Here is a 21,462-nt window from a genome sequence, read left to right on the forward strand (position 1 = left end):
ATTAGGAAGCGATGGATGAAATGAAATGGTATGTACTGAAAACGATCAGTGGGCAAGAATCTAAGGTGAAAATGTATATTGAAAATGAAGTTTTAAGATACGAACATCTTAAAAAAAATCTTGGCCAAGTAGTGGTACCTATGGAAAAAGTAGTACAAATTAGAAATGGGAAAAAAATTCGTAAAGAAAAAGTTTATTATCCCGGTTATGTTATGGTTGAAGCTAATTTAATTGGTGAATTACCACATACCATAAAGAATATACCTGGCGTAATTAGTTTTTTAAGTGCTACTAAAGGAGGAGATCCACTTCCAATGAGACGAAGCGAAGTGAGTAGAATGTTCGGTAAAATGGATGAATTATCAGAATCTGAAGATACCGTAAACATTCCTTTTGTATTTGGTGAAACCGTGAAAGTTATTGATGGACCATTTAATGGTTTTAATGGAACCATCGAAAAAATAAATGAAGAGAAAAGAAAATTAGATGTGATGGTGTTGATTTTCGGAAGAAAAACCCCCATTGAATTAAGTTTCTCTCAAGTAGAAAAAATATAGGCTGCTTCCACAGATATAAATAAAACATTTTTAAGTAAAAATTAAAATGGCAAAAAAAATTTTTAAAATGGTAAAACTCCAGGTGAAAGGAGGTCAAGCAAATCCTTCACCACCAGTAGGACCTGCATTAGGTGCTGCCGGGGTTAACATTATGGAGTTTTGTAAACAATTTAATGCCCGAACACAAGAAAAGCAAGGACAAGTATTACCGGTTATCATTACTGTATATGAGGATAAATCTTTTGACTTTGTAGTTAAAACTCCTCCTGTAACCGTTCAACTTTTAGCAGCTTCTAAAGCTAAAAAAGGTTCCGGCGAACCAAACAGAGATAAGGTAGCATCCGTTACTTGGAGCCAAGTACAACAAATTGCTGAAGATAAAATGGTAGATTTAAATTGCTTTACTATAGAATCAGCAGTTAGCATGGTTGCAGGTACAGCAAGATCTATGGGTATTAGAGTAACTGGGCAAAATCCCTTTAATAATTAATTGTAGGAATCATGGCAGTTTTAACGAAAAAACAAAAAGCAGTAGTTGCTAAAGTAGATAAATCAAAACTTTATACATTAGAGGAAGCTTCCAATTTAGTTAAAGAAGTTAATTACACTAAATTTGATGCATCCGTTGATATAGCTGTACGTTTAGGAGTAGATCCACGTAAGGCTAATCAAATGGTGCGTGGAGTTGTATCTTTACCTCATGGTACAGGTAAAGAAACTCGTGTTTTAGCTTTAGTTACTCCCGATAAGGAAGAAGAAGCTAAAAACGCAGGTGCTGATTATGTAGGTTTGGATGATTATCTACAAAAAATAAAAGATGGATGGACAGATGTTGATGTAATTGTTACTCAACCTCAAGTAATGGGTAAATTAGGTCCTTTAGGAAGAGTTTTAGGTCCTCGTGGATTAATGCCCAATCCTAAAACCGGAACAGTTACCACTGAAATAGGAAAAGCAATTTCAGAAGTGAAAGCAGGTAAAATAGATTTTAAAGTAGATAAATACGGAATTGTACATGCTGCAATAGGTAAAGTATCTTTCGATGCAAAAAACATTCAAGAGAATGCACAAGAAATTATTTCTACTTTAATAAAATTAAAACCTCAGGCAGCAAAAGGAGTTTATGTGAAAAGTATATACCTATCCTCTACTATGAGTCCGGGTATTGCTATTGATCCTAAAGGTATTAACTAATTTTTAATTTTACCAAAACATGACAAAACAAGAAAAAACAGAGGTAATTAAAGAATTACAGGAAGTACTTGAAAGTACAAATGTATTATATATAGCTGATACTGATGGATTAAATGCACAACAAACTTCAGAACTAAGAAGAGCTTGTTTCAAAGGTGAAATTTCAATGAAAGTTGTTAAAAACACCCTTCTTAGAAAAGCAATGGAAAATGTAGAAGATAAAGATTTTTCAGGTGTTTTTGAAAGTCTAAAAGGAAACTCTACTATTTTCATTTCAGAAAAAGGAAATGCTCCGGCTAAATTAATACAAAATTTCAGAAAGAAAACCGAAAAACCATTATTAAAAGCTGCTTGGATTGATTCTGCAGTATTTGTAGGAGATGCTCAATTAGAAACATTGGCAAATCTTAAATCCAGAGAAGAGCTTATTGGAGAAATTATTGGATTACTTCAATCTCCAATTAAAAATGTTGTTTCTGCCCTTAAATCCGGTGGGAATACCATTGCCGGTTTGGTTAAAACCTTATCTGAAAAAGAAGAATAATTTCACACTCATAATAAATAGTTGTTAAACAAAAATTAAAACAAAATTAAAAATGGCAGATTTAAAACAATTAGCTGAAACTCTAGTAAATTTAACAGTAAAAGAAGTTAATGAATTAGCTGAAATATTAAAAGAAGAATACGGTATTGAACCTGCTGCTGCTGCTGTAGCTATGGCTGCACCTGTTGCTGGTGCTGATGCCGGTGCTGCTGAAGAAAAAACAGAATTCGATGTTATTCTTAAAGCTGCAGGAGCTAACAAATTAGCTGTTGTTAAATTAGTTAAAGATCTTACAGGTAAAGGTCTAAAAGAAGCTAAAGATGCTGTAGATGGAGCTCCTACTCCAATTAAAGAAGGAGTAGCTAAAGACGAAGCAGAAAGTCTTAAAAAACAGCTTGAAGAAGCTGGAGCTGAAGTTGAATTGAAATAATTCATTCTACCTAAAAATAAAGGTTTAGGCCTCCAATTTAACATTGGTAAGGTCTAAGCCTATTTGTGTTTTAAAGATTTTAATATATCATATGAGTAAATCATTGGCGTCAAAAACTCAAAACCCTAAGAGATTTAGTTTCTCTCACTCTAAAGGACAAATTGAATTTCCTGATTTCCTGGATATACAGGTTAAATCATTTCAGGATTTTTTTCAATTAGAAACCCGTCCTGATCAAAGAAAAAACGAAGGACTTTTTAAAACGTTTACTGAAAATTTTCCTATTTCCGATACTAGGAATCAGTTCGTTTTAGAATTTTTAGATTATTTTGTTGATCCTCCAAAATACTCTATTGAAGAATGCATTGAAAGAGGATTAACTTATAGTGTACCACTTAAAGCACGTCTTAAATTATATTGTACCGACCCCGAACATGAAGATTTTGAAACTGTAGTTCAAGATGTATATTTAGGGCCTATTCCTTATATGACACCAAGCGGTTCGTTTATTATAAACGGTGCTGAAAGAGTTATGGTATCCCAATTACATCGTTCACCTGGTGTATTTTTTGGACAATCTTATCATGCCAACGGTGCTAAATTATATTCTTCCAGAATTATTCCATTTAAAGGATCTTGGATGGAATTTGCTACCGATATAAATGGTGTGATGTATGCTTACATTGACAGAAAGAAAAAACTTCCGATGACAACCTTGCTTCGTGCAATCGGTTATCAAAGTGATAAAGATATATTAGAAATATTTGATCTTGCAGAAGAAGTAAAAGTAAATAAATCCAACCTTAAAAAGATGTTAGGAAGGACTCTAGCTGCAAGAGTTTTAAATACTTGGTTTGAGGACTTTGTTGATGAAGACACCGGTGAGGTGGTTTCTATTGAAAGAAATGAAATTATCCTTGACCGTGAAACTGTTTTAGAAAAGGAACATCTTGATTTAATCATAGATTCCGGAATTAAAACTATTTTAGTTCATAAAGAAAACAGTAATGAATTCTCAATAATTCACAACACATTACAAAAAGACTCTACCAATTCCGAAAAAGAAGCTGTAGAATATATCTATCGTCAATTACGTAATGCTGAACCACCTGATGAAGAAACGGCTAGAGGAATTATCGATAAATTATTCTTCTCTGATGCTCGATATTCTTTAGGTGAAGTAGGTCGTTATCGTATTAATAAAAAGTTAGGATTAAATATATCAGAAGATATTCAAGTTTTAACAAAAGACGATATTATCGCAATTGTTAAATATTTAATTGAATTAATCAACTCAAAAGCTGAAGTTGATGATATCGATCACTTATCTAACCGTCGTGTTAAAACTGTTGGTGAACAATTAGCCGGTCAATTTGGTGTAGGTTTAGCTCGTATGGCTCGAACCATTAAAGAGAGAATGAACGTTCGTGATAACGAAGTGTTCACTCCTATTGACTTGATCAATGCTAAAACCTTAACTTCAGTTATCAACTCTTTCTTTGGAACTAATCAGTTATCTCAATTCATGGATCAAACCAATCCACTATCTGAGGTTACCCATAAAAGACGTATGTCTGCATTAGGTCCCGGTGGTTTATCAAGAGAAAGAGCCGGATTTGAAGTGCGAGACGTTCACTACACTCACTACGGTAGAATTTGTCCTATCGAAACTCCGGAAGGCCCGAACATCGGTTTGATATCTTCTTTAGGCTGTTACGCTAGAATCAATGACTTAGGATTTATGGAAACCCCATACAGAAAAGTTGTTGACGGTAAAGTAGATTTAGAATCCGAGCCTCAATATTTAACTGCGGAAGAGGAAGAAGGAAAAATTATTGCTCAAGCGAACATCAATATGGACAGCGACGGTAAAATTCTTGATGAGAGAATCGTTGCCAGAGAGGAAGCTGATTATCCTGTTGTTGAACCTGATAAGGTGGATCTGATGGATGTTGCACCTAATCAAATTACAGGTATTTCCGCTTCATTAATTCCTTTCCTTGAGCACGATGATGCGAACCGTGCTTTGATGGGTTCAAACATGATGCGTCAAGCAGTACCCTTATTAAAACCTCAAGCCCCAATTGTAGGAACCGGTTTAGAATTTCAAGTAGCTAAAGATTCACGTATCTTAATTAATGCAGAAGGTGAAGGAGTAGTAGAATATGTGGATGCTAACATTATTACTATTAAATACGACAGAACCGAAGAAGAAGAATTAGTTAGCTTTGATTCTGCAAGTAAAACATATAAATTAACGAAATTCAGAAAAACCAATCAAAGTACATCTATAACGCTTAAACCAATCGTTAAAGCAGGTGATAGAGTTTCTAAAGGTCAAGTTTTAACTGAAGGTTATGCTACCGAAGATGGAGAACTTGCTTTAGGTAGAAACCTTCTAGTAGCTTTCATGCCTTGGAAAGGATATAACTTTGAGGATGCGATTGTTATTAATCAAAGAGCAGTTAGCGAAGACTGGTTTACTTCTATTCACGTAGACGAATATTCTTTAGAAGTTCGTGATACCAAATTAGGTATGGAAGAACTTACACCGGATATTCCAAACGTAAGTGAAGAAGCTACTAAAGACCTTGATGAAAACGGGATGATCCGTATTGGAGCAGAAGTTAAACCCGGAGATATTTTAGTAGGAAAAATTACTCCTAAAGGAGAATCTGACCCAACTTCAGAAGAAAAATTACTTCGTGCCATATTCGGGGATAAAGCCGGAGATGTAAAAGATGCTTCTCTAAAAGCAGAACCATCTTTAAAAGGTGTGGTAATTAATAAAAAATTATTTACACGTAACATTAAAGACAAACGTAAAAGAGGAGACGAAAAATTAAAAATTGAACAATTAGAAGCTGAATTTAAAGTAAAGCTTAATGATTTAAAAAATCAACTATTAGAGAAATTATATGTCCTTCTAAATGGTAAAACTTCTCAAGGAATCTATAATGATTTAAATGAAGAAGTAATACCAAAAGGAGTTAAATTCACTCAAAAGCTTTTATCTAGTATTGATGACTATTTTAATTTAGCTGGAGAAAATTGGACTTTAGATGATAACAAAAACAATTCTATTAAAGAATTGCTTCACAACTATAAAATAAAACATAACGATTTACTAGGTTCTCTAAATAGAGAAAGACATACTATTTCTGTTGGAGATGAATTACCGGCCGGTATCGTTAAATTGGCAAAAGTTTATATTGCTAAAAAACGTAAACTAAATGTTGGAGATAAAATGGCAGGTCGTCACGGTAACAAAGGTATTGTTGCTAGAATAGTACGTGATGAAGATATGCCATTCCTAGAAGACGGAACACCGGTAGATATTGTCCTTAACCCATTAGGGGTACCTTCCCGTATGAACATTGGACAGATTTACGAAACAATCTTAGGATGGTGCGGTAAAAAATTAGGTAAAAAATTCGCAACTCCTATCTTCGATGGAGCTACTTCTGAGCAAATCGATGAACTTACAAAAGAAGCAGGAGTACCACAATGGGGAACTACTTATTTATATGATGGAGGAACCGGAGAACGTTTTGAGCAAAAAGCAACAGTGGGAGTTATCTATATGTTGAAATTAGGACATATGGTTGATGACAAAATGCACGCACGTTCAATCGGACCATACTCATTAATTACTCAGCAACCATTAGGAGGTAAAGCTCAATTTGGAGGTCAGAGATTCGGAGAAATGGAGGTTTGGGCTTTAGAAGCTTTCGGAGCGTCAAACATTCTAAGAGAAATTATAACAATTAAATCTGATGATGTAATAGGTAGAGCTAAAGCCTATGAATCAATTGTTAAAGGTGAACCAATGCCGGAACCGGGTATACCTGAATCATTTAATGTATTCTTACATGAATTACAAGGTTTAGGGTTGGATGTAAGATTGGAAGAATAAATATTTCTTTCTTAACTCTTAATAAATTTAAATTTTTTTCAATTTAATTGATTACAAAATAATGGCAGTTAAACAAAGAACTAGCAAATTTAGTAAAATTATAATCGGATTAGCTTCTCCGGAAAGTATATTACAACAATCTAGAGGAGAGGTTTTAAAACCTGAAACAATCAATTATCGGACTCATAAACCTGAACGAGACGGTTTGTTTTGTGAAAGAATATTCGGTCCGGTAAAGGACTACGAATGTGCTTGTGGGAAATATAAAAGAATACGTTACAAAGGAATTGTTTGTGATCGATGTGGAGTTGAAGTAACGGAAAAAAAAGTTAGACGTGAAAGAATCGGACATATCAACTTGGTAGTGCCTGTGGCACATATCTGGTATTTCCGTTCTTTACCCAATAAAATTGGATATTTATTAGGTATTCCATCCAAAAAACTGGATATGATTATCTACAACGAACGTTTTGTAGTAATTCAAGCCGGAATAGCTAAAAAATTAAATGGTGAAGAATTAGAACATCTTGAATTTTTAACGGAAGAAGAATATTTAGATATATTAGAAACTCTTCCTATTGAAAATCAATATTTAGATGATTCTGATCCGAATAAATTTGTTGCCAAAATGGGAGCAGAATGTTTGGAAGAACTTTTAAAGAGAACAGATTTAGATGCTTTATCTTATGAATTAAGACATAAAGCCAATAATGAATCTTCCAAACAAAGAAGAACAGAAGCGTTAAAACGATTACAAGTAGTTGAATCTTTCAGAGATGCTAATTCCAATGGTCGCATTAACAGACCAGAATGGATGATCATGAGAGTGATACCTGTAATTCCTCCGGACTTACGTCCGTTAGTTCCCTTAGATGGAGGGCGTTTTGCTACTTCTGACTTAAATGATTTATATCGTAGGGTTATTATCAGAAACAATCGTTTAAAACGATTAATTGAAATTAAAGCCCCTGAAGTAATTTTACGTAATGAGAAGCGTATGCTTCAGGAAGCTGTTGATTCTTTATTTGATAATACCAGAAAATCATCTGCGGTTAAATCTGAATCTAACAGACCTTTAAAATCTCTGTCTGATTCCTTAAAAGGAAAACAAGGACGTTTCCGTCAAAACTTATTAGGTAAACGTGTGGATTATTCTGCTCGTTCGGTAATTGTTGTAGGTCCTTCCCTTCAACTTCATGAGTGCGGACTTCCTAAAGATATGGCTGCAGAGCTTTATAAACCTTTTATCATTCGTAAATTAATTGAAAGAGGAATTGTAAAAACTGTAAAATCTGCCAAGAGAATTATTGAAAGAAAAGAGCCGGTAGTTTACGATATCCTGGAAAATGTAATGAAAGGACATCCGGTATTGTTGAACCGTGCCCCTACTCTTCACCGTTTAGGTATTCAAGCATTTCAACCTAGAATGATTGAAGGAAAAGCTATTCGTCTTCACCCGTTAGTTTGTACTGCGTTTAATGCAGACTTTGACGGTGACCAAATGGCAGTGCATTTACCTTTAGGACCTGAAGCTATTTTGGAAGCTCAATTATTGATGTTAGCTTCTCAAAACATTTTAAATCCGGCTAACGGATCTCCTATTCAAGTACCTTCACAAGATATGGTTTTAGGATTATATTATATGACTAAACCATTAACACCTACGGACGAAATTAAAGTTAAAGGACACGGATCTATTTTCTATTCTTCAGAAGAGGTAGACATTGCTTATAATGAGAAAGCAGTAGATTTAAATGCTATCATTAAAGTAAAAGCAACAGTTGTAGAAGGTGAAGAATTAGTTGAAAAAATGATTGAAACTACTGTAGGGCGCGTGTTATTTAACAAAATCGTACCTAAAAAAGTAGGTTTCATCAATGAAGTATTGACTAAAAAATCATTACGTAACATTATCGGTACCATATTACAAAGAACCGATTTCCCTACCACAGCTAAGTTTTTGGATGATATGAAAACTTTAGGTTATGCAACTGCATTTAAAGGTGGATTATCATTTAGCTTAGGTGATATTAAAACTCCTGAAGAAAAGAAAATTATGATTCAGGAAGCGAATGAACAAGTGGATGGGATCAGAGCTAACTATAATATGGGATTAATTACCAATAATGAAAGATATAATCAGGTAATTGATGTTTGGACTAATACCAATGCACGATTAACAGATTTAATCATGCAACGAATGAAAACCGACAAAGGTGGATTCAACTCTGTATATATGATGCTTGACTCCGGTGCACGGGGATCTAAAGAACAGATTCGTCAGTTAGCAGGTATGCGTGGATTGATGGCAAAACCTCAAAAAGCGGGATCTTCCGGAGGTGAAATTATTGAAAACCCTATTATCTCTAATTTCCGTGAAGGACTTTCCATCCTTGAGTACTTTATTTCTACTCACGGGGCTCGTAAGGGTCTTGCAGATACCGCATTAAAAACCGCTGACGCAGGTTATTTGACTCGTCGTTTAGTGGATGTGGCACAAGATGTTATTATTAATGAACAAGATTGTGGAACTTTAAGAGGTATCGAAATTTCTCCGTTGAAGAAAAATGACGAAATTGTTGAACCATTATCTGAAAGAATTTTAGGACGTGTATCTCTTCATGATGTATATCATCCTGATACAGATGAGCTATTAATTGAAGCAGATCAAATGATAACTTCCGAAATAGCTAAATTAATTCAACAATCCGGAATTGAATCAGTAGAAGTTCGTTCGCCTTTAACTTGTGAATCTAAAAAAGGTATTTGTGCTAAATGTTATGGTGTAAACCTTTCAACCAATAAATTAATCAACAAAGGGGAAGCGGTTGGAGTTATTGCAGCTCAATCTATCGGTGAACCGGGTACACAGCTTACCTTAAGAACCTTCCACGTGGGAGGTACTGCAGGAAACGTTGCAGAAGTTAGCAGCATTGTTGCTAAAAGAGACGGAAAAGTTGAATTTGATGATATTAGGACTGTTGAAAGTGAAGACGAAAACGGAAATAAAGTTTCAATCGTTGTTTCTCGTTCCACAGAATTTAAATTATTGAATGCGGAAGGAAACATTCAAATGCTTACCAACATTCCGTATGGTTCTACTTTATTAGTTGAATCTGGTGATGAAGTTAAGAAAGGAGATATCATTTGTAAATGGGATCCGTATAATGCAATTATACTTTCTGAAACTGCCGGTAAGATCGAATACGAACAAATTGAGCAAGGTTCCACTTATCAACTAGAAATAGACGAACAAACCGGATTTGAAGAAAAAGTAATTTCAGAATCTAGAAATAAAAAATTAATTCCTACCCTAAAAATATTAGATACAAAAGGGAATGAGTTAAAATCAATTAACTTACCGGTTGGTGCACACCTTATCGTAAATGATGGTGAAAAAATTAAGGCAGGTAGAATCTTAGTAAAGATACCAAGAAGATCAGCTAAAGCCGGGGATATTACAGGTGGTTTACCACGTGTTACCGAGCTGTTTGAAGCACGAAATCCTTCCAATCCAGCTGTTGTTTCAGAAATTGACGGGGTAGTTAGTTACGGTAAAATTAAGAGAGGTAATAGAGAAATAGTTATTGAGTCTAAAACCGGTGAAATTAAGAGATATTTGGTTAAATTATCAAATCAGATTCTTGTACAGGAAAATGACTTCGTACATGCTGGAGATGCCTTATCTGACGGTGCTATAACTCCTAACGATATTCTTAACATCAAAGGGCCTACTGCCGTTCAGGAATATTTGGTAAATGAAATTCAAGAAGTATACCGATTACAAGGGGTAAAAATCGATGATAAACATTTCGAAATTATTGTTCGTCAAATGATGACTAAAGTAGAAATTGTTGATTGCGGTGATACTAAATTCTTAGAAGGTAATCTTGAACATAAGATTGACTTTATTGAGGAAAATGATCGTATTTTCGGAATGAAAGTTATTACTGATCCCGGAGACAGTTTGGAATTAAAAGCCGGACAAATCATTACTTCAAGAGAACTTCGTGATGAAAATTCTAAATTGAAACGTGAAGATAAGAAATTGGTTGAAGCCAGAGAAGCGCTTCCGGCTACTGCCAGTCCTGTACTACAAGGTATTACAAGAGCCTCTTTACAAACTAAATCATTTATCTCTGCAGCATCTTTCCAAGAAACAACTAAAGTTTTAAATGAAGCTGCTGTTGCCGGTAAAGTTGATTACTTAAACGGATTGAAAGAAAATGTAATTGTAGGACACAGAATCCCTGCCGGTACCGGTTTAACTGAATATCAACACGTAGTTGTAGGTTCGAATAAGGAATTTGAGGAAATGATAACCGAAAAAATTTAACCAAAAACTAATTCGAAATGGAAAATCAAAATCAGAATCAACAAGACTTAAATATTGAATTGACGGATGAGGTAGCTTCCGGGGTATTTTCAAATTTGGCATTAATAAATCATTCTCCGACTGAGTTCGTAGTAGATTTTATACAAATAATGCCGGGGGTCCCTAAGGCTAAAGTTAAATCAAGAATTATTTTAACTCCTGAACATGCGAAACGATTATTAACAGCTTTAACTGATAATATTCAAAAATTCGAACAACAATTTGGTGCAGTTAAAGATGATACCTACCATTTAAATTTTGGTCCTAAAGGTCAAGCTTAAATAATCTAAAAGTCAACAAATTATTTATAATAATAATGAAGCCGAGGGTTTACCTCGGCTTTTTTTGTTAATGGTTTAATAGTTTACATCATAAAAGGTCGATATTTTTATAATATAGACAACTAAATAAAGGAATTAATTTGTGAATTATGTAATTATTTAACAATTATTTTACGATAATTAAAAAATATATTATATATTTGAAACGATAAATTAATGTATTAGATATGAGAGTAAACCGAATTTTCTTAGGATTTTCGTTTATCTTCTTGGGTTCGGCTTTTGCCTGGGCTCAGATGAAAACGATTAGCGGGAAAGTTCTTGGGAGTGACGGTCAGCCACAAGCTGATGTTTCTGTTACGATACAAGGATCTACCAAAAAAACGTATACTGACGACTCAGGAAATTTTTCAATTGAAGCTGAACCCGGACAAACCATCGAAATTTTATCATTTGATGACGAAACTGCAAGTTTTATTGTTAATGATCAAAGTTTCTATGATGTGGTTCTACAGCCTCTAGTTACAGAAAACAAAGAACCTGCTGAAAAAAAGGAAACAGTAATTGAAGGAGTCGTGGTAACTGCTTTAGGTATCACAAGAGAAAAAAAGTCGTTGGGTTATGCGACTCAATCAGTAAATGGCGACGATCTTTCCGTTACCAGGGAAAGTAATCCAATTAATTCACTTTCGGGAAAAGTTTCGGGATTACAAATCGTTAATAATAGTGGAACCATGGGAGGTTCAACACAAATCAGATTAAGAGGAATGAGGTCTCTATCTCAATCCAACAAACCTCTTATCGTTGTAGACGGTATTCCTTTAATTGACCAAAATATCAATGATAAAAAGACTGAACGAGGAGCCGGTGGTATTGATTATGGAGATTCATTCGGTGATATTAATCCCGACGATATAGCAAATATTTCCGTGCTTAAAGGAGCTACCGCCGCAGCATTATACGGATCCAGAGCCATGAATGGAGCGATAATGATTACCACAAAAAAAGCAAAAAGAGGTAAAACTGAGATTGTCTTTAATTCAGGTGTTGTATTTGACAAAGTTTATAAAATGCCTCATCAGCAAAAATTATATGGTGGTGGCGGAAGCAAAACATTTGCAACAAAAAATATTAATGGTGTGGATTATCTGGTGGTTGACTATAGAACCGACGAATCTTGGGGGCCAAAATACGATCCGAATGTTAAAGTCTTACATTGGAATGCATTCGATCCAGAATTTCCAAATGATTATTTAGTTGCAAAACCGTGGATATATCCTAAAAATGATTACAAGAAATTTTTCAAAACCGGTGTAACATACAATAATGGTATTTCTTTTAGCAGAAGTGTTGAAAATACTAATATCAGAGTGGGATATAATAATACTAAATCATCAGGAATAACTCCAAATTCAGACTTAACCAAAAATTCATTATCCATGAATCTGAATTCTAAATTATCTGATGATTTAAAAATAAATGCTTCTGCAGCTTATACTTCTACAAGAGGTTTCAACAGACCTGAAGTGGGATATGACAATAACAACATTATTCAAAAAATGTTTCATTTTGGTCAAACCTCATTAGACTATAATGATCTACAAAAATATGAATTAGCAGACGGTACTCAAAGAACTTGGAACAGAGAATCTTGGGATAATTCAAAACCCGCTTATTCGGATAATCCTTATTGGACTATAAACAAAAATACCAATAAAGACAATAGAGATCGTTTATATGGTACTGCCGGATTAATTTATAATATAACAAAAGATATGTATGTAAATGGAAAGGTAATGCTTGATACCTATACTCTTCATACAGAAAACAGGACAGCTGTTGGATCACATGCTCTTTCTGAATTTAAAATTTCAGAGAGGAAATATACTGATCTAAATTATGAAGCAACATTACATTATGACAAAAATATAGGGAACTTTTCACTTAATTCTTTTGCAGGAACTAATCGAAGGGAATACACATATAGAAGAATGAATGGAAAAACTAAAGGAGGGCTAATTATAAGAGACTGGTATAATCTAAATAATTCATTAGAACCATCTTTAGTTATGAATGAAAAAGAGAAGAAAAGAGTAAACAGTTTGTTTTATTCATTTAGTTTAGGATATGACAATTTTGTATTCTTAGAAACTACCGGTAGAAATGACTGGTCTTCTTCTTTACCTTCTAAAAACAATTCTTTTTTCTATCCATCGGTAGCAACCAGTTTTGTAGTTACTAGATATCTTACCAGCAATTGGTTGGAATTTTTAAAAATTAGAGGGGGATATTCTGAAGTTAGAAATGATACTGATCCTTATCAACTCATCAATACATTTTACAATATAGATGAGGAAGAGGATCCGGATTATGGCAGCTTGTATTTAAAAGATCCTTGGTTTTGGTTAACAACTGTTGCTAAAACAGATAAATTAAAACCCGAAAAATTAGAATCTTTTGAATTGGGAGTAGAATTTCAAATGTTCCAAAGAAGATTAAACGGGGATATTTCATTATATCAAACTACCACCAAAGACTTAATAACCAAAGTACCCTTAGACGGTTCTGCCGGTTTCAAATATGCAATGATGAATGCCGGAAAATTAGTTAATAAAGGAATAGAAGTTTCATTGAATATAGTTCCAATTAGAAAGGAGAATTTTAGATGGGATTTTAATTATAATTTTTCAAAATCTGATAATGAAATCAAATCTTTGAGTGAGGATTTAAGTTCACTAACCATAGCTAAAGCTCCATTTAATGCTTTTGTCGTTGCACTACCCGGGTATAGATACGGACAAATATACGGGACAGATTTTGTTTATAAAGATGGAAAAAAAGTAGTGGGTAGTAATGGGCTATATCTGAAAACCGATAAAAATGTACCCTTAGGATCAATACTTCCCGATTTTAACATGAGCTTTAGAAATTCTTTCACTTATAAAAATTGGAGCTTAGGATTTCAAATTGATTGGCAAAAAGGCGGTAAATATTTTTCAACTACCCATATGCTAGGTATGAGCTCCGGAATATTACCTGAAACTTCTGCAAATGGAATTAGAGAAAACGGTATTATTGTAGACGGCGTTAAAGAAAATGGAAAACCTAATGATATTAGAGTTTCAGCAACAGAATATTCTAAGCATTTTTTTAGTGGACCTAGTGCACAAAATGTATTCGACGCGGATTACATCAAACTGCGTGAATTGTCACTAGCTTATTCTCTTCCCTCTCAATATTTAGGAGATTTTATTAATTCCATAACATTTTCTGCCTTTGCAAGAAATTTATTTGTATGGGGACTAGATTGGAAATCCATGGATCCTGAGGTTGCTAATTATGGTAGTGGAAATGCTTCAGGAATTGAAGGGGGATCGATGCCTACTACCAGATCATTTGGAGTTAATGTGCAAGTTAAGTTCTAAATTAAAATATTCAATATGAAAAAAATAACCATTTATATAGCTTCTCTAATTTTTCTATCTGCCACCGTTTCTTGCGACAATGATTTTGAAAACATCAATACCAATCCCAACAATCCGGAGAAGGTTCCCGGTTATACTACTTTTAGATACGGTAGCCGATATTTTATTGATAACACCCGAGATGAATGGGGATCCGGAAGAATGGTTCTTCCTTGGATACAGTATTGGTGTCAGGTAAATTATACGGAAGAAGATCGATATCAGTATAGAGACGGAGCTAATCAAAACTTATGGAAAGATTATTATCGCGCTGCAGAAAATCTTAAAACCTCCATTGAATTAGTAGAAGCCGATCCGATAAGCAATGTGCAATTTGGTGCTATAAGTAATCAAATAGCTGTCGCAAGAATAATGTTAAGTTATTTATTTATGCAACTTACAGATACCTACGGAAATGTTCCATATTGGTCTTACGGAGGGCAATCCAATCCGGATTTTCAGGCTTTACAGGTTGAAAAATATAAAACTCCAAAATTTGCTTCACAAATAACCATATATAAAGACATTTTAAAAGAATTAAAAGAAGCTTCCGGCCAACTTGATCTTTCTGAAAAAGTCACTACAGGAGATCACATGTATGAAGGTAATGCGGTAAAATGGAAAAAATTTGCCAATTCTTTACGCCTAAGATTAGCTAATCGTTTAAAAAGCGTTTTACCTGAAGCATTAGCCGAAGCTAATGATGCGATTTCAATGGGTGTATTTACATCTAATGATGATAACGCAGTATTTGCGTATGGAAATACTACATCAGATGCTAATCCAATGTGGATGGCTTATTTTGTTAAAAATAGAACTGATTTTGCAGTAACCAATACATTTATTGAATTATTAAAAGGAAAAACAGGTAATTTTTCTGCTGATCCAAGACTTTATAAATTCTCTTCTCCTAAAAAAGCAAGTATAGACGATGTAAAAAATAATACGTATATATCATCCACTAATTTAGATGATTATGAGGGGATGCCTTATGGTGTTAAAAGCGAAATGGCATCTGAAGTGTTCACCTCCAGCACTATTTCTTTCCCTAGTTATGACGTTTTACATATTAACAGAGGTGAAGTACTTATGGAATACGCTGAAGTTGAATTTATATTATCCGAATTAAATAATTGGGATCAAGCACATTATGAAAGTGGTGTAAAAGCTTCGTTTGATAAGTGGAATGTATCTGCTGCAGAACAAACAGCCTTTTTAAGCACTTTGCCGCCGGCAAATGAAGAAAATGTACTAACACAGAAATATATTGCACTTTATATGCAACCCCATGAAGCATGGGCTGAATATAGAAGAACAGGGTATCCTAAAAATTTATTATTACCTAATCAATTGCATACTCTTCCGGCGTATAATAAAACTCCCGAAGGAACTACCTATACTTTTATTCCTTTAGTCGATAATATGACTGATCTACCGACTCGTATTCCTTATCCTTCTCATCTTTCTACACAGAATTCAAAAAATTATTATGAAGCTGTTAAAGGATTGGGAGGACCTGATGATATGAAAACAAAATTAGTTTGGGATGTAAATTGATACTTAGTTAAAATTTCATATATGAATAACGCTCTGTTTAATTATAAACAGAGCGTTGTTATATTTATAAAGCAATTTTTAAAATTTAATATTCTACCAATAATTGAATATCCTGTGTATACTTTTTTAACTCGTCTAAACCTCCTAAAAAGGAAAGTCCCAATATAAAGCTAAATTGAGAGACTACTGCATCACAATTTTGCACTAATTTAGCACATGCAGAAGCTGTTCCTCCTGTTGCTAGAACGTCATCATGAATAAGAATTTTTTGTCCCGGCTTAATGTGTCCTTTTTTAACTTCAATAATTGCTGAACCATATTCTAAATCATATTCTTGGGAAATTATCGGAGGAGGCAATTTCCCTGCTTTACGTACCAATATAAACGGCAAACCAAGCTCCCTGGCAATTTGAACTCCAAATAAATACCCCCTACTCTCAATACCACAAACTGCATCAATTTTACCTCTACTTAAATCAGCAAAAGCTTTTACAATTTTGGTACACAAATCTGCATTTAAAAATATGGGAGAAATATCTTTATATTGAATGCCTTCTTTTGGAAAATCTTGAACTCTATCAATATGTAAATCTATTTCTTGGCCTAAACTTAATTCTTTCATTCAATTCATTTTTAATTTTACTTAAAATCTTATTTCCAAGTATCTTCTTTTATTTCTTTAGTTTCTGTATTTATTATTAACCAATTATCTTTAACTTTTTTTAGTATAAAATTTTGATTTAAAGTTTTTATTTTTCCATTAATGTCTTTGATCTGATATTGTACATTAACAGTTTGTTTATCATCATTCTTTTCTTCTAATTGTGCGTTAATTAAATTAGTAGCAGCAATAGTTCCAAATCCATTGGTAGTAGACGAAAATTGATCTAAAGAAGTCCATTTAGGATTCTGTGCTAAATTATAAGCTTCGGAATATTGCTTATCACCAATTAATTGTATAAATTTTTTAACATTGTCCAATGCAACTTGTTTATTTATTTCATCCTCTATAGGAGTGGATGCATCTCTTGTTTTGGATAAATCTATAGGAATACCCGACAGTTTACCGTATAGGTATTTATCTTCGGCATTAATCTTTATTTCAACATCCAGGGAGGATGTCGCCAATTTTTTGTTATCAAACATGAAAAAAGGAATTTTAATACCTTTATTTAATGAGGGATCTCCCACTGCCGAAGAATTAATTTCTCTTTGGATTACATATACTATGGTACCATTGTTTATAAATGATATGGATAAAGTCAATGGTAAATCAGCATAAAAAATTTCTGATCCTGAATCATCAATTAATTCGGGGTATAAATAAAATCCATCATTGATGGTTTCATCTTTGCTAATCGGAGAATAACGAATATTGATCCGTGTTGCTTTTTCTATTTGTTTTAGTTTTTGCTCAGCTTCAGTTAATGGCTTTAAATCATTATCGAAAACAGAAGGATCTACTGAGTTCATGGAAGTGCTGGACCAAGGAATCTTGTTTTTCTTTGCTATATCCTCTGCAATATCGAAAATTTGTTCGGCATTTTTACCATTAAGTAAAGTATAGAGTTGTTCCCATCTCTTATTTTCATCGGATCCTTCTGTTTTAAACTTATAAATCAGTTTAACCGCTTCTTGAATTTTATCCTGCTGTAGGATAGTCAATTTGGACGAGATAGATTTTACACTTTTAGTAAAGGTTTCCTTTGATGTCCCGTCAATTACCTTATATTCTTTTTCACAAGAAGAACATAAGAAAATAAAGGTGAGCCCTATCAAAAATATTTTTCTCATAAAAGTATGTTTGTCACAGGTAAAAATACATTAATTATTTTTAACGATATACCCCGATATTTTTAATGATGAAAGATTTTTATAAGTAATTAGTGCTTTAGTTTCATAATCTATGATATTCAATCCGGCATATTTGGCAATGGCGTGTCCACCGGCAATATCCCAAAAATTAATGGGACTTAACCGTGCATATTCGTTTGCTTTTCCTTCAGCTACCAGGCCGATTTTAATAGCACTTCCCATCTGTAAAACAACAATTTCTGAATGTTGTAATTTTAAGTTTTTTATATACTCTTCATCCACATGACTATAGTGGGAACGACTGGTTAAAACGGTATATTTTTTTAAATCAGGTTTAAAAGGTAATGTAACGGATTGTTCCAGTAGTTTGTCCGTAAGATCATCTTCATTCAGTAACGCATATAAATCTTCATACTTTCCATTCCATTTATAGCTACCTAATCCTTCCGCAGCAAAGTAAAACAATCCCATAGAGGGAGCAGCTAAAACTCCGAGCAAAGAAGTTTCGGGAGTCAGTAAGCCAATTGAAATACAATATTCTCCGGTTTTATTCACATATTCTTTAGTTCCGTCAATTGGATCTACACACCAATATTTTTCCCAACTTCCCATTACCTTTTCCGATTCGTGCTCGGTTTCTTCACTTAAAATAGGAATTAATGTTTGTTTTAAATAAGTGGTAATAATTTCATTTGACTTAAGATCACCCGTTGTTACGGGTGATTGGTCTTTTTTTAAGGAAACTGAAAAGCCATCCTCATATATTTTATGGACTTCTTGAGAAGCTTCTATAGCAGCTTTTAGCGCTATATTAATTAGTTTTTTCATTAGTATGAATCATTTGTATTACCTTTTTGAGATAAGGCTTTTGCCGAAGAAGTTCCTATTCTTTTTACTCCCATTTCAATCATTTTCACTGCTTCATCGTAGGTTCTAACTCCACCAGCTGCTTTTACCGGCAAGGGTTGAGAATATTTAAGCATAATTTCCATTGCATGGAACGTTGCTCCATTTGGTTTTCCCTCTTCTGCTTGGTAAAAACCGGTGGAAGATTTCACAAAAATGTTACCAAATTCATTCTTTTCAAAGTTTTCTTGAGCCCAGGTGGAAAAATAAGAGCAAATGGATTGGATTTGTTCGTCAGTTAATGCCGCAATCTCAATAATCCATTTAACCACTTTAGATGCTTTTAAACCTAATGACGTTCCGGTAATAAATTCTTGTTTAATTAAATCGATATCTCCCTTTTTAAAAGCCTCATAGTTGATTACATAATCCAACTCATCCACTCCATCTTCAATAGCTTTCTGTGCCTCTGCAATTTTTTCAGTTAATGAATAGGTACCTTCATGAAACCCAATGACGGTTCCTACTTTTACCTCAGAATCAACTTTTTGAATCATTTCTTTCACTTTATTAATGTATTCGGGACGAATCATTACTAAATAAAAATGATTTTCAATTGCTTCTTCAGTAAGTTTTTTAACTTCTTCCCAAGTTTGTTCTTCGGTTAATCCACTTTGAGAAGGTAGCTTAAGGTAAGTTGAATCTAAATACTTTGTTATATCCATTTATCTTATAATTTTTAATTGTGTTTTTAGGGTATAATCTGTCGTGAAATACTTTGTTCTAAAGAAATAATGGTTTCAGTCCTTTCAATTCCCTTTATATTTTGTATCTCATTTCTTAAAACCGACATGAGATGATCATTATCTTTACATAATATTTTGATGAAAATAGCATAATTTCCTGTTGTAAAATGTGCTTCGATAATTTCAGGAATTTGCATCATGCTTTTAATGGCTTCTTTGTACTGGGCCGATTTTTCAAGAAAAATACCCACATAAGCGGTAGTTTTATATCCTAATAATTTATAATTCAAAGGGGTAACCGGATCTTCTATGATTTTTGCTGCTTCCAGTTTTTTAATTCGTTGATGAATTGCTGTGGATGAAACTCCTACCTGTTTTGCTATTGTTGAAACCGGTATTTTCGAATTCTCCATTAATGCTTTTAAAATGATTTTATCAATACCGTCTAATTCTACTGTATGTATATCTGATATTCTCATTTTTCGGTAAAATTACAAATACTAAATTAATATTATACAATTTTATATTTTATCTTTTATATTTTTAACAATTTCTACAAGATTTAAATTATTTTTACTTTTTGTCCTTGTATTTAAAAATAAGTACCTTTGGGATTAATAATTTTAAATAGCTGTACATGCAGGACAATATGCTTAATCATCCCGGATTAATTACCATATTCGCGGTTTCGATTATTATTATGCTACTTCTTGACTTAGGAATTCTCAATAAAAAATCTCATGCTGTTTCTAATAAGGAAGCTGCGATATGGTCGGTAGTTTGGATATCTTTAGCCATGATTTTCAGTGGGATTATTTATTTTGTTTTTAAAGGAGCGGATGGATCAAAATTCGCCCTTGAAAAATTCTCTCAATTTCAATCTGCTTATTGGATAGAAAAAGCACTATCCGTTGACAATCTTTTTGTATTTATAATGGTTTTTGGATTTTTTAAAATTCCAAAAGAATATCAACATAAAATTTTATTTTGGGGTATTATTGGTGCCTTGGCTTTCCGCGCCGTATTTATTTTCTTAGGTGTAGAAATGATTAATAAAACCTATCTTCCTCCTTTTTCCATCGGAAATTTTCATTTTATTTTAGACCAACAAAGTGCGGAACATGCCGATTATAGTCAAATGCTGTTTTTCAGGCCTAATATAATTTTAACTATTTTTGGATTCTTCCTTATTTATGCCGGTATCCATTCTTGGACATCCAAAGATGATGACAACTCCGACAAAAAAAATCTAAATGAGAGTTTCGGTGCTCGTTTTGTAAAACGATTTTTTAAAGTATCTGATGAATTAGACGGAAGTAAATTTTTTACAGTTAAAAATGGGATTAAAATGGCAACCCCTTTATTTACTGCTCTAGTTATCATTGAATTTACTGATTTAATTTTTGCCGTGGACTCCATACCTGCTATCTTCGCTATTGCACCTAATGACCCGTTTATTTTATATACTTCTAATATATTTGCCATTTTAGGTTTGCGATCTCTTTACTTTTTACTGGCTAATTTTATGTATATGTTCAGTAAATTAAAATATGGATTGGCTGTGATCTTAAGTTTTATAGGAGTTAAAATGTTGGTAGCTCCTTTTATACATATTTCATCTATAGTTTCTTTAGGAGTTGTGGCAGGAGTACTTGTAATTTCAGTATTGCTTTCATTAACTTTTCCTGAAAAAAAAGAAAAAAATGTTTAATAATTTAAAATAAAAATTAGAATTTA

The 21,462-nt window shown here is 33.3% G+C and carries 16 protein-coding genes; 11 read left to right on the top strand and 5 right to left on the bottom strand.

The genetic code is table 11. From position 1 onward, the window contains the following. Positions 1 to 11 precede the first annotated feature (11 nt). From nusG to GFV01_RS01210, 10 genes are all read left to right on the top strand, one after another. Positions 12 to 557: a transcription termination/antitermination protein NusG gene (gene nusG, locus GFV01_RS01165; protein WP_105298063.1), complete on the top strand. Its 546-nt coding sequence runs from the start codon at positions 12 to 14 to the stop codon at positions 555 to 557. Positions 558 to 603: 46 nt separating this feature from the next. Next, positions 604 to 1,047 (top strand): 50S ribosomal protein L11, encoded by a 444-nt coding sequence (gene rplK, locus GFV01_RS01170; protein WP_105298064.1) that lies wholly within the window; start codon positions 604 to 606, stop codon positions 1,045 to 1,047. An 11-nt stretch (positions 1,048 to 1,058) separates the two neighbouring features. Beyond that, positions 1,059 to 1,751 carry a 50S ribosomal protein L1 gene (gene rplA, locus GFV01_RS01175; protein WP_105298065.1) on the top strand — a complete coding sequence of 231 codons (693 nt, stop codon included), beginning with the start codon at positions 1,059 to 1,061 and terminating at the stop codon, positions 1,749 to 1,751. 19 nt (positions 1,752 to 1,770) lie between these two features. Continuing rightward, positions 1,771 to 2,295: a 50S ribosomal protein L10 gene (gene rplJ / locus GFV01_RS01180; RefSeq protein WP_105298066.1), complete on the top strand. Its 525-nt coding sequence runs from the start codon at positions 1,771 to 1,773 to the stop codon at positions 2,293 to 2,295. Between the two features lie 52 nt (positions 2,296 to 2,347). Next, positions 2,348 to 2,725, top strand: coding sequence for a 50S ribosomal protein L7/L12 (gene rplL, locus GFV01_RS01185; RefSeq protein ID WP_105298067.1), 378 nt, complete (start codon positions 2,348 to 2,350; stop codon positions 2,723 to 2,725). 91 nt (positions 2,726 to 2,816) lie between these two features. Further along, positions 2,817 to 6,641, top strand: a complete 3,825-nt coding sequence (gene rpoB / locus GFV01_RS01190) for a DNA-directed RNA polymerase subunit beta (protein ID WP_105298068.1) — start codon at positions 2,817 to 2,819, stop codon at positions 6,639 to 6,641. 61 nt (positions 6,642 to 6,702) lie between these two features. Next, entirely contained in the window at positions 6,703 to 10,977 is a 4,275-nt protein-coding gene (gene rpoC, locus GFV01_RS01195; protein ID WP_160557118.1) for a DNA-directed RNA polymerase subunit beta', read from the top strand. A gap of 17 nt (positions 10,978 to 10,994) precedes the next feature. Further along, positions 10,995 to 11,297: a DUF3467 domain-containing protein gene (locus GFV01_RS01200; protein ID WP_105298070.1), complete on the top strand. Its 303-nt coding sequence runs from the start codon at positions 10,995 to 10,997 to the stop codon at positions 11,295 to 11,297. Positions 11,298 to 11,524: 227 nt separating this feature from the next. Then, the gene (locus tag GFV01_RS01205; protein ID WP_160564217.1) at positions 11,525 to 14,722 is read left to right on the top strand and encodes a SusC/RagA family TonB-linked outer membrane protein; all 3,198 of its coding nucleotides are present in this window, start codon (positions 11,525 to 11,527) and stop codon (positions 14,720 to 14,722) included. A gap of 15 nt (positions 14,723 to 14,737) precedes the next feature. Continuing rightward, the gene (locus GFV01_RS01210; protein WP_160564219.1) at positions 14,738 to 16,318 is read left to right on the top strand and encodes a SusD/RagB family nutrient-binding outer membrane lipoprotein; all 1,581 of its coding nucleotides are present in this window, start codon (positions 14,738 to 14,740) and stop codon (positions 16,316 to 16,318) included. 85 nt (positions 16,319 to 16,403) lie between these two features. Here the strand turns inward: GFV01_RS01210 and GFV01_RS01215 are convergent, their stop codons facing one another. The 5 genes from GFV01_RS01215 to GFV01_RS01235 are packed head-to-tail and all read right to left on the bottom strand — an operon-like array spanning position 16,404 to position 20,204. Beyond that, entirely contained in the window at positions 16,404 to 16,940 is a 537-nt protein-coding gene (locus GFV01_RS01215; protein ID WP_160564221.1) for an adenine phosphoribosyltransferase, read from the bottom strand. Between the two features lie 29 nt (positions 16,941 to 16,969). Next, on the bottom strand, positions 16,970 to 18,112 hold the full coding sequence (locus GFV01_RS01220) for a hypothetical protein (RefSeq protein WP_160564223.1): 1,143 nt from the start codon (positions 18,110 to 18,112) through the stop codon (positions 16,970 to 16,972). A gap of 30 nt (positions 18,113 to 18,142) precedes the next feature. Further along, positions 18,143 to 18,961 carry a 3'(2'),5'-bisphosphate nucleotidase CysQ gene (locus tag GFV01_RS01225; protein WP_160564225.1) on the bottom strand — a complete coding sequence of 273 codons (819 nt, stop codon included), beginning with the start codon at positions 18,959 to 18,961 and terminating at the stop codon, positions 18,143 to 18,145. Then, positions 18,961 to 19,704 carry a deoxyribose-phosphate aldolase gene (deoC, locus tag GFV01_RS01230; protein WP_160564226.1) on the bottom strand — a complete coding sequence of 248 codons (744 nt, stop codon included), beginning with the start codon at positions 19,702 to 19,704 and terminating at the stop codon, positions 18,961 to 18,963. The genes GFV01_RS01225 and deoC overlap by 1 nt, the downstream gene beginning before the upstream one ends. A gap of 26 nt (positions 19,705 to 19,730) precedes the next feature. Then, on the bottom strand, positions 19,731 to 20,204 hold the full coding sequence (locus GFV01_RS01235; RefSeq protein WP_160541906.1) for an Lrp/AsnC ligand binding domain-containing protein: 474 nt from the start codon (positions 20,202 to 20,204) through the stop codon (positions 19,731 to 19,733). 158 nt (positions 20,205 to 20,362) lie between these two features. On the opposite strand from GFV01_RS01235, the gene GFV01_RS01240 reads away from it, so the two are divergent. Continuing rightward, positions 20,363 to 21,436: a TerC family protein gene (locus GFV01_RS01240; protein WP_160564228.1), complete on the top strand. Its 1,074-nt coding sequence runs from the start codon at positions 20,363 to 20,365 to the stop codon at positions 21,434 to 21,436. Positions 21,437 to 21,462: the final 26 nt, after the last annotated feature.

Origin of the sequence: Apibacter sp. B2912, from assembly GCF_009827835.1 — a bacterium.
Classification (GTDB): domain Bacteria; phylum Bacteroidota; class Bacteroidia; order Flavobacteriales; family Weeksellaceae; genus Apibacter.

Coding starts and splice junctions, on each gene's coding strand:
- rplJ (WP_105298066.1), top strand. CDS start 1,771: ATGACAAAACAAGAAAAAACAGAGGTAATTAAAGAATTACAGGAAGTA.
- GFV01_RS01200 (WP_105298070.1), top strand. CDS start 10,995: ATGGAAAATCAAAATCAGAATCAACAAGACTTAAATATTGAATTGACG.
- GFV01_RS01210 (WP_160564219.1), top strand. CDS start 14,738: ATGAAAAAAATAACCATTTATATAGCTTCTCTAATTTTTCTATCTGCC.
- GFV01_RS01215 (WP_160564221.1), bottom strand. CDS start 16,940: ATGAAAGAATTAAGTTTAGGCCAAGAAATAGATTTACATATTGATAGA.
- rpoB (WP_105298068.1), top strand. CDS start 2,817: ATGAGTAAATCATTGGCGTCAAAAACTCAAAACCCTAAGAGATTTAGT.
- rplL (WP_105298067.1), top strand. CDS start 2,348: ATGGCAGATTTAAAACAATTAGCTGAAACTCTAGTAAATTTAACAGTA.
- GFV01_RS01240 (WP_160564228.1), top strand. CDS start 20,363: ATGCAGGACAATATGCTTAATCATCCCGGATTAATTACCATATTCGCG.
- nusG (WP_105298063.1), top strand. CDS start 12: ATGGATGAAATGAAATGGTATGTACTGAAAACGATCAGTGGGCAAGAA.
- GFV01_RS01220 (WP_160564223.1), bottom strand. CDS start 18,112: ATGAGAAAAATATTTTTGATAGGGCTCACCTTTATTTTCTTATGTTCT.
- rpoC (WP_160557118.1), top strand. CDS start 6,703: ATGGCAGTTAAACAAAGAACTAGCAAATTTAGTAAAATTATAATCGGA.
- GFV01_RS01205 (WP_160564217.1), top strand. CDS start 11,525: ATGAGAGTAAACCGAATTTTCTTAGGATTTTCGTTTATCTTCTTGGGT.
- rplK (WP_105298064.1), top strand. CDS start 604: ATGGCAAAAAAAATTTTTAAAATGGTAAAACTCCAGGTGAAAGGAGGT.
- GFV01_RS01225 (WP_160564225.1), bottom strand. CDS start 18,961: ATGAAAAAACTAATTAATATAGCGCTAAAAGCTGCTATAGAAGCTTCT.
- GFV01_RS01235 (WP_160541906.1), bottom strand. CDS start 20,204: ATGAGAATATCAGATATACATACAGTAGAATTAGACGGTATTGATAAA.
- deoC (WP_160564226.1), bottom strand. CDS start 19,704: ATGGATATAACAAAGTATTTAGATTCAACTTACCTTAAGCTACCTTCT.
- rplA (WP_105298065.1), top strand. CDS start 1,059: ATGGCAGTTTTAACGAAAAAACAAAAAGCAGTAGTTGCTAAAGTAGAT.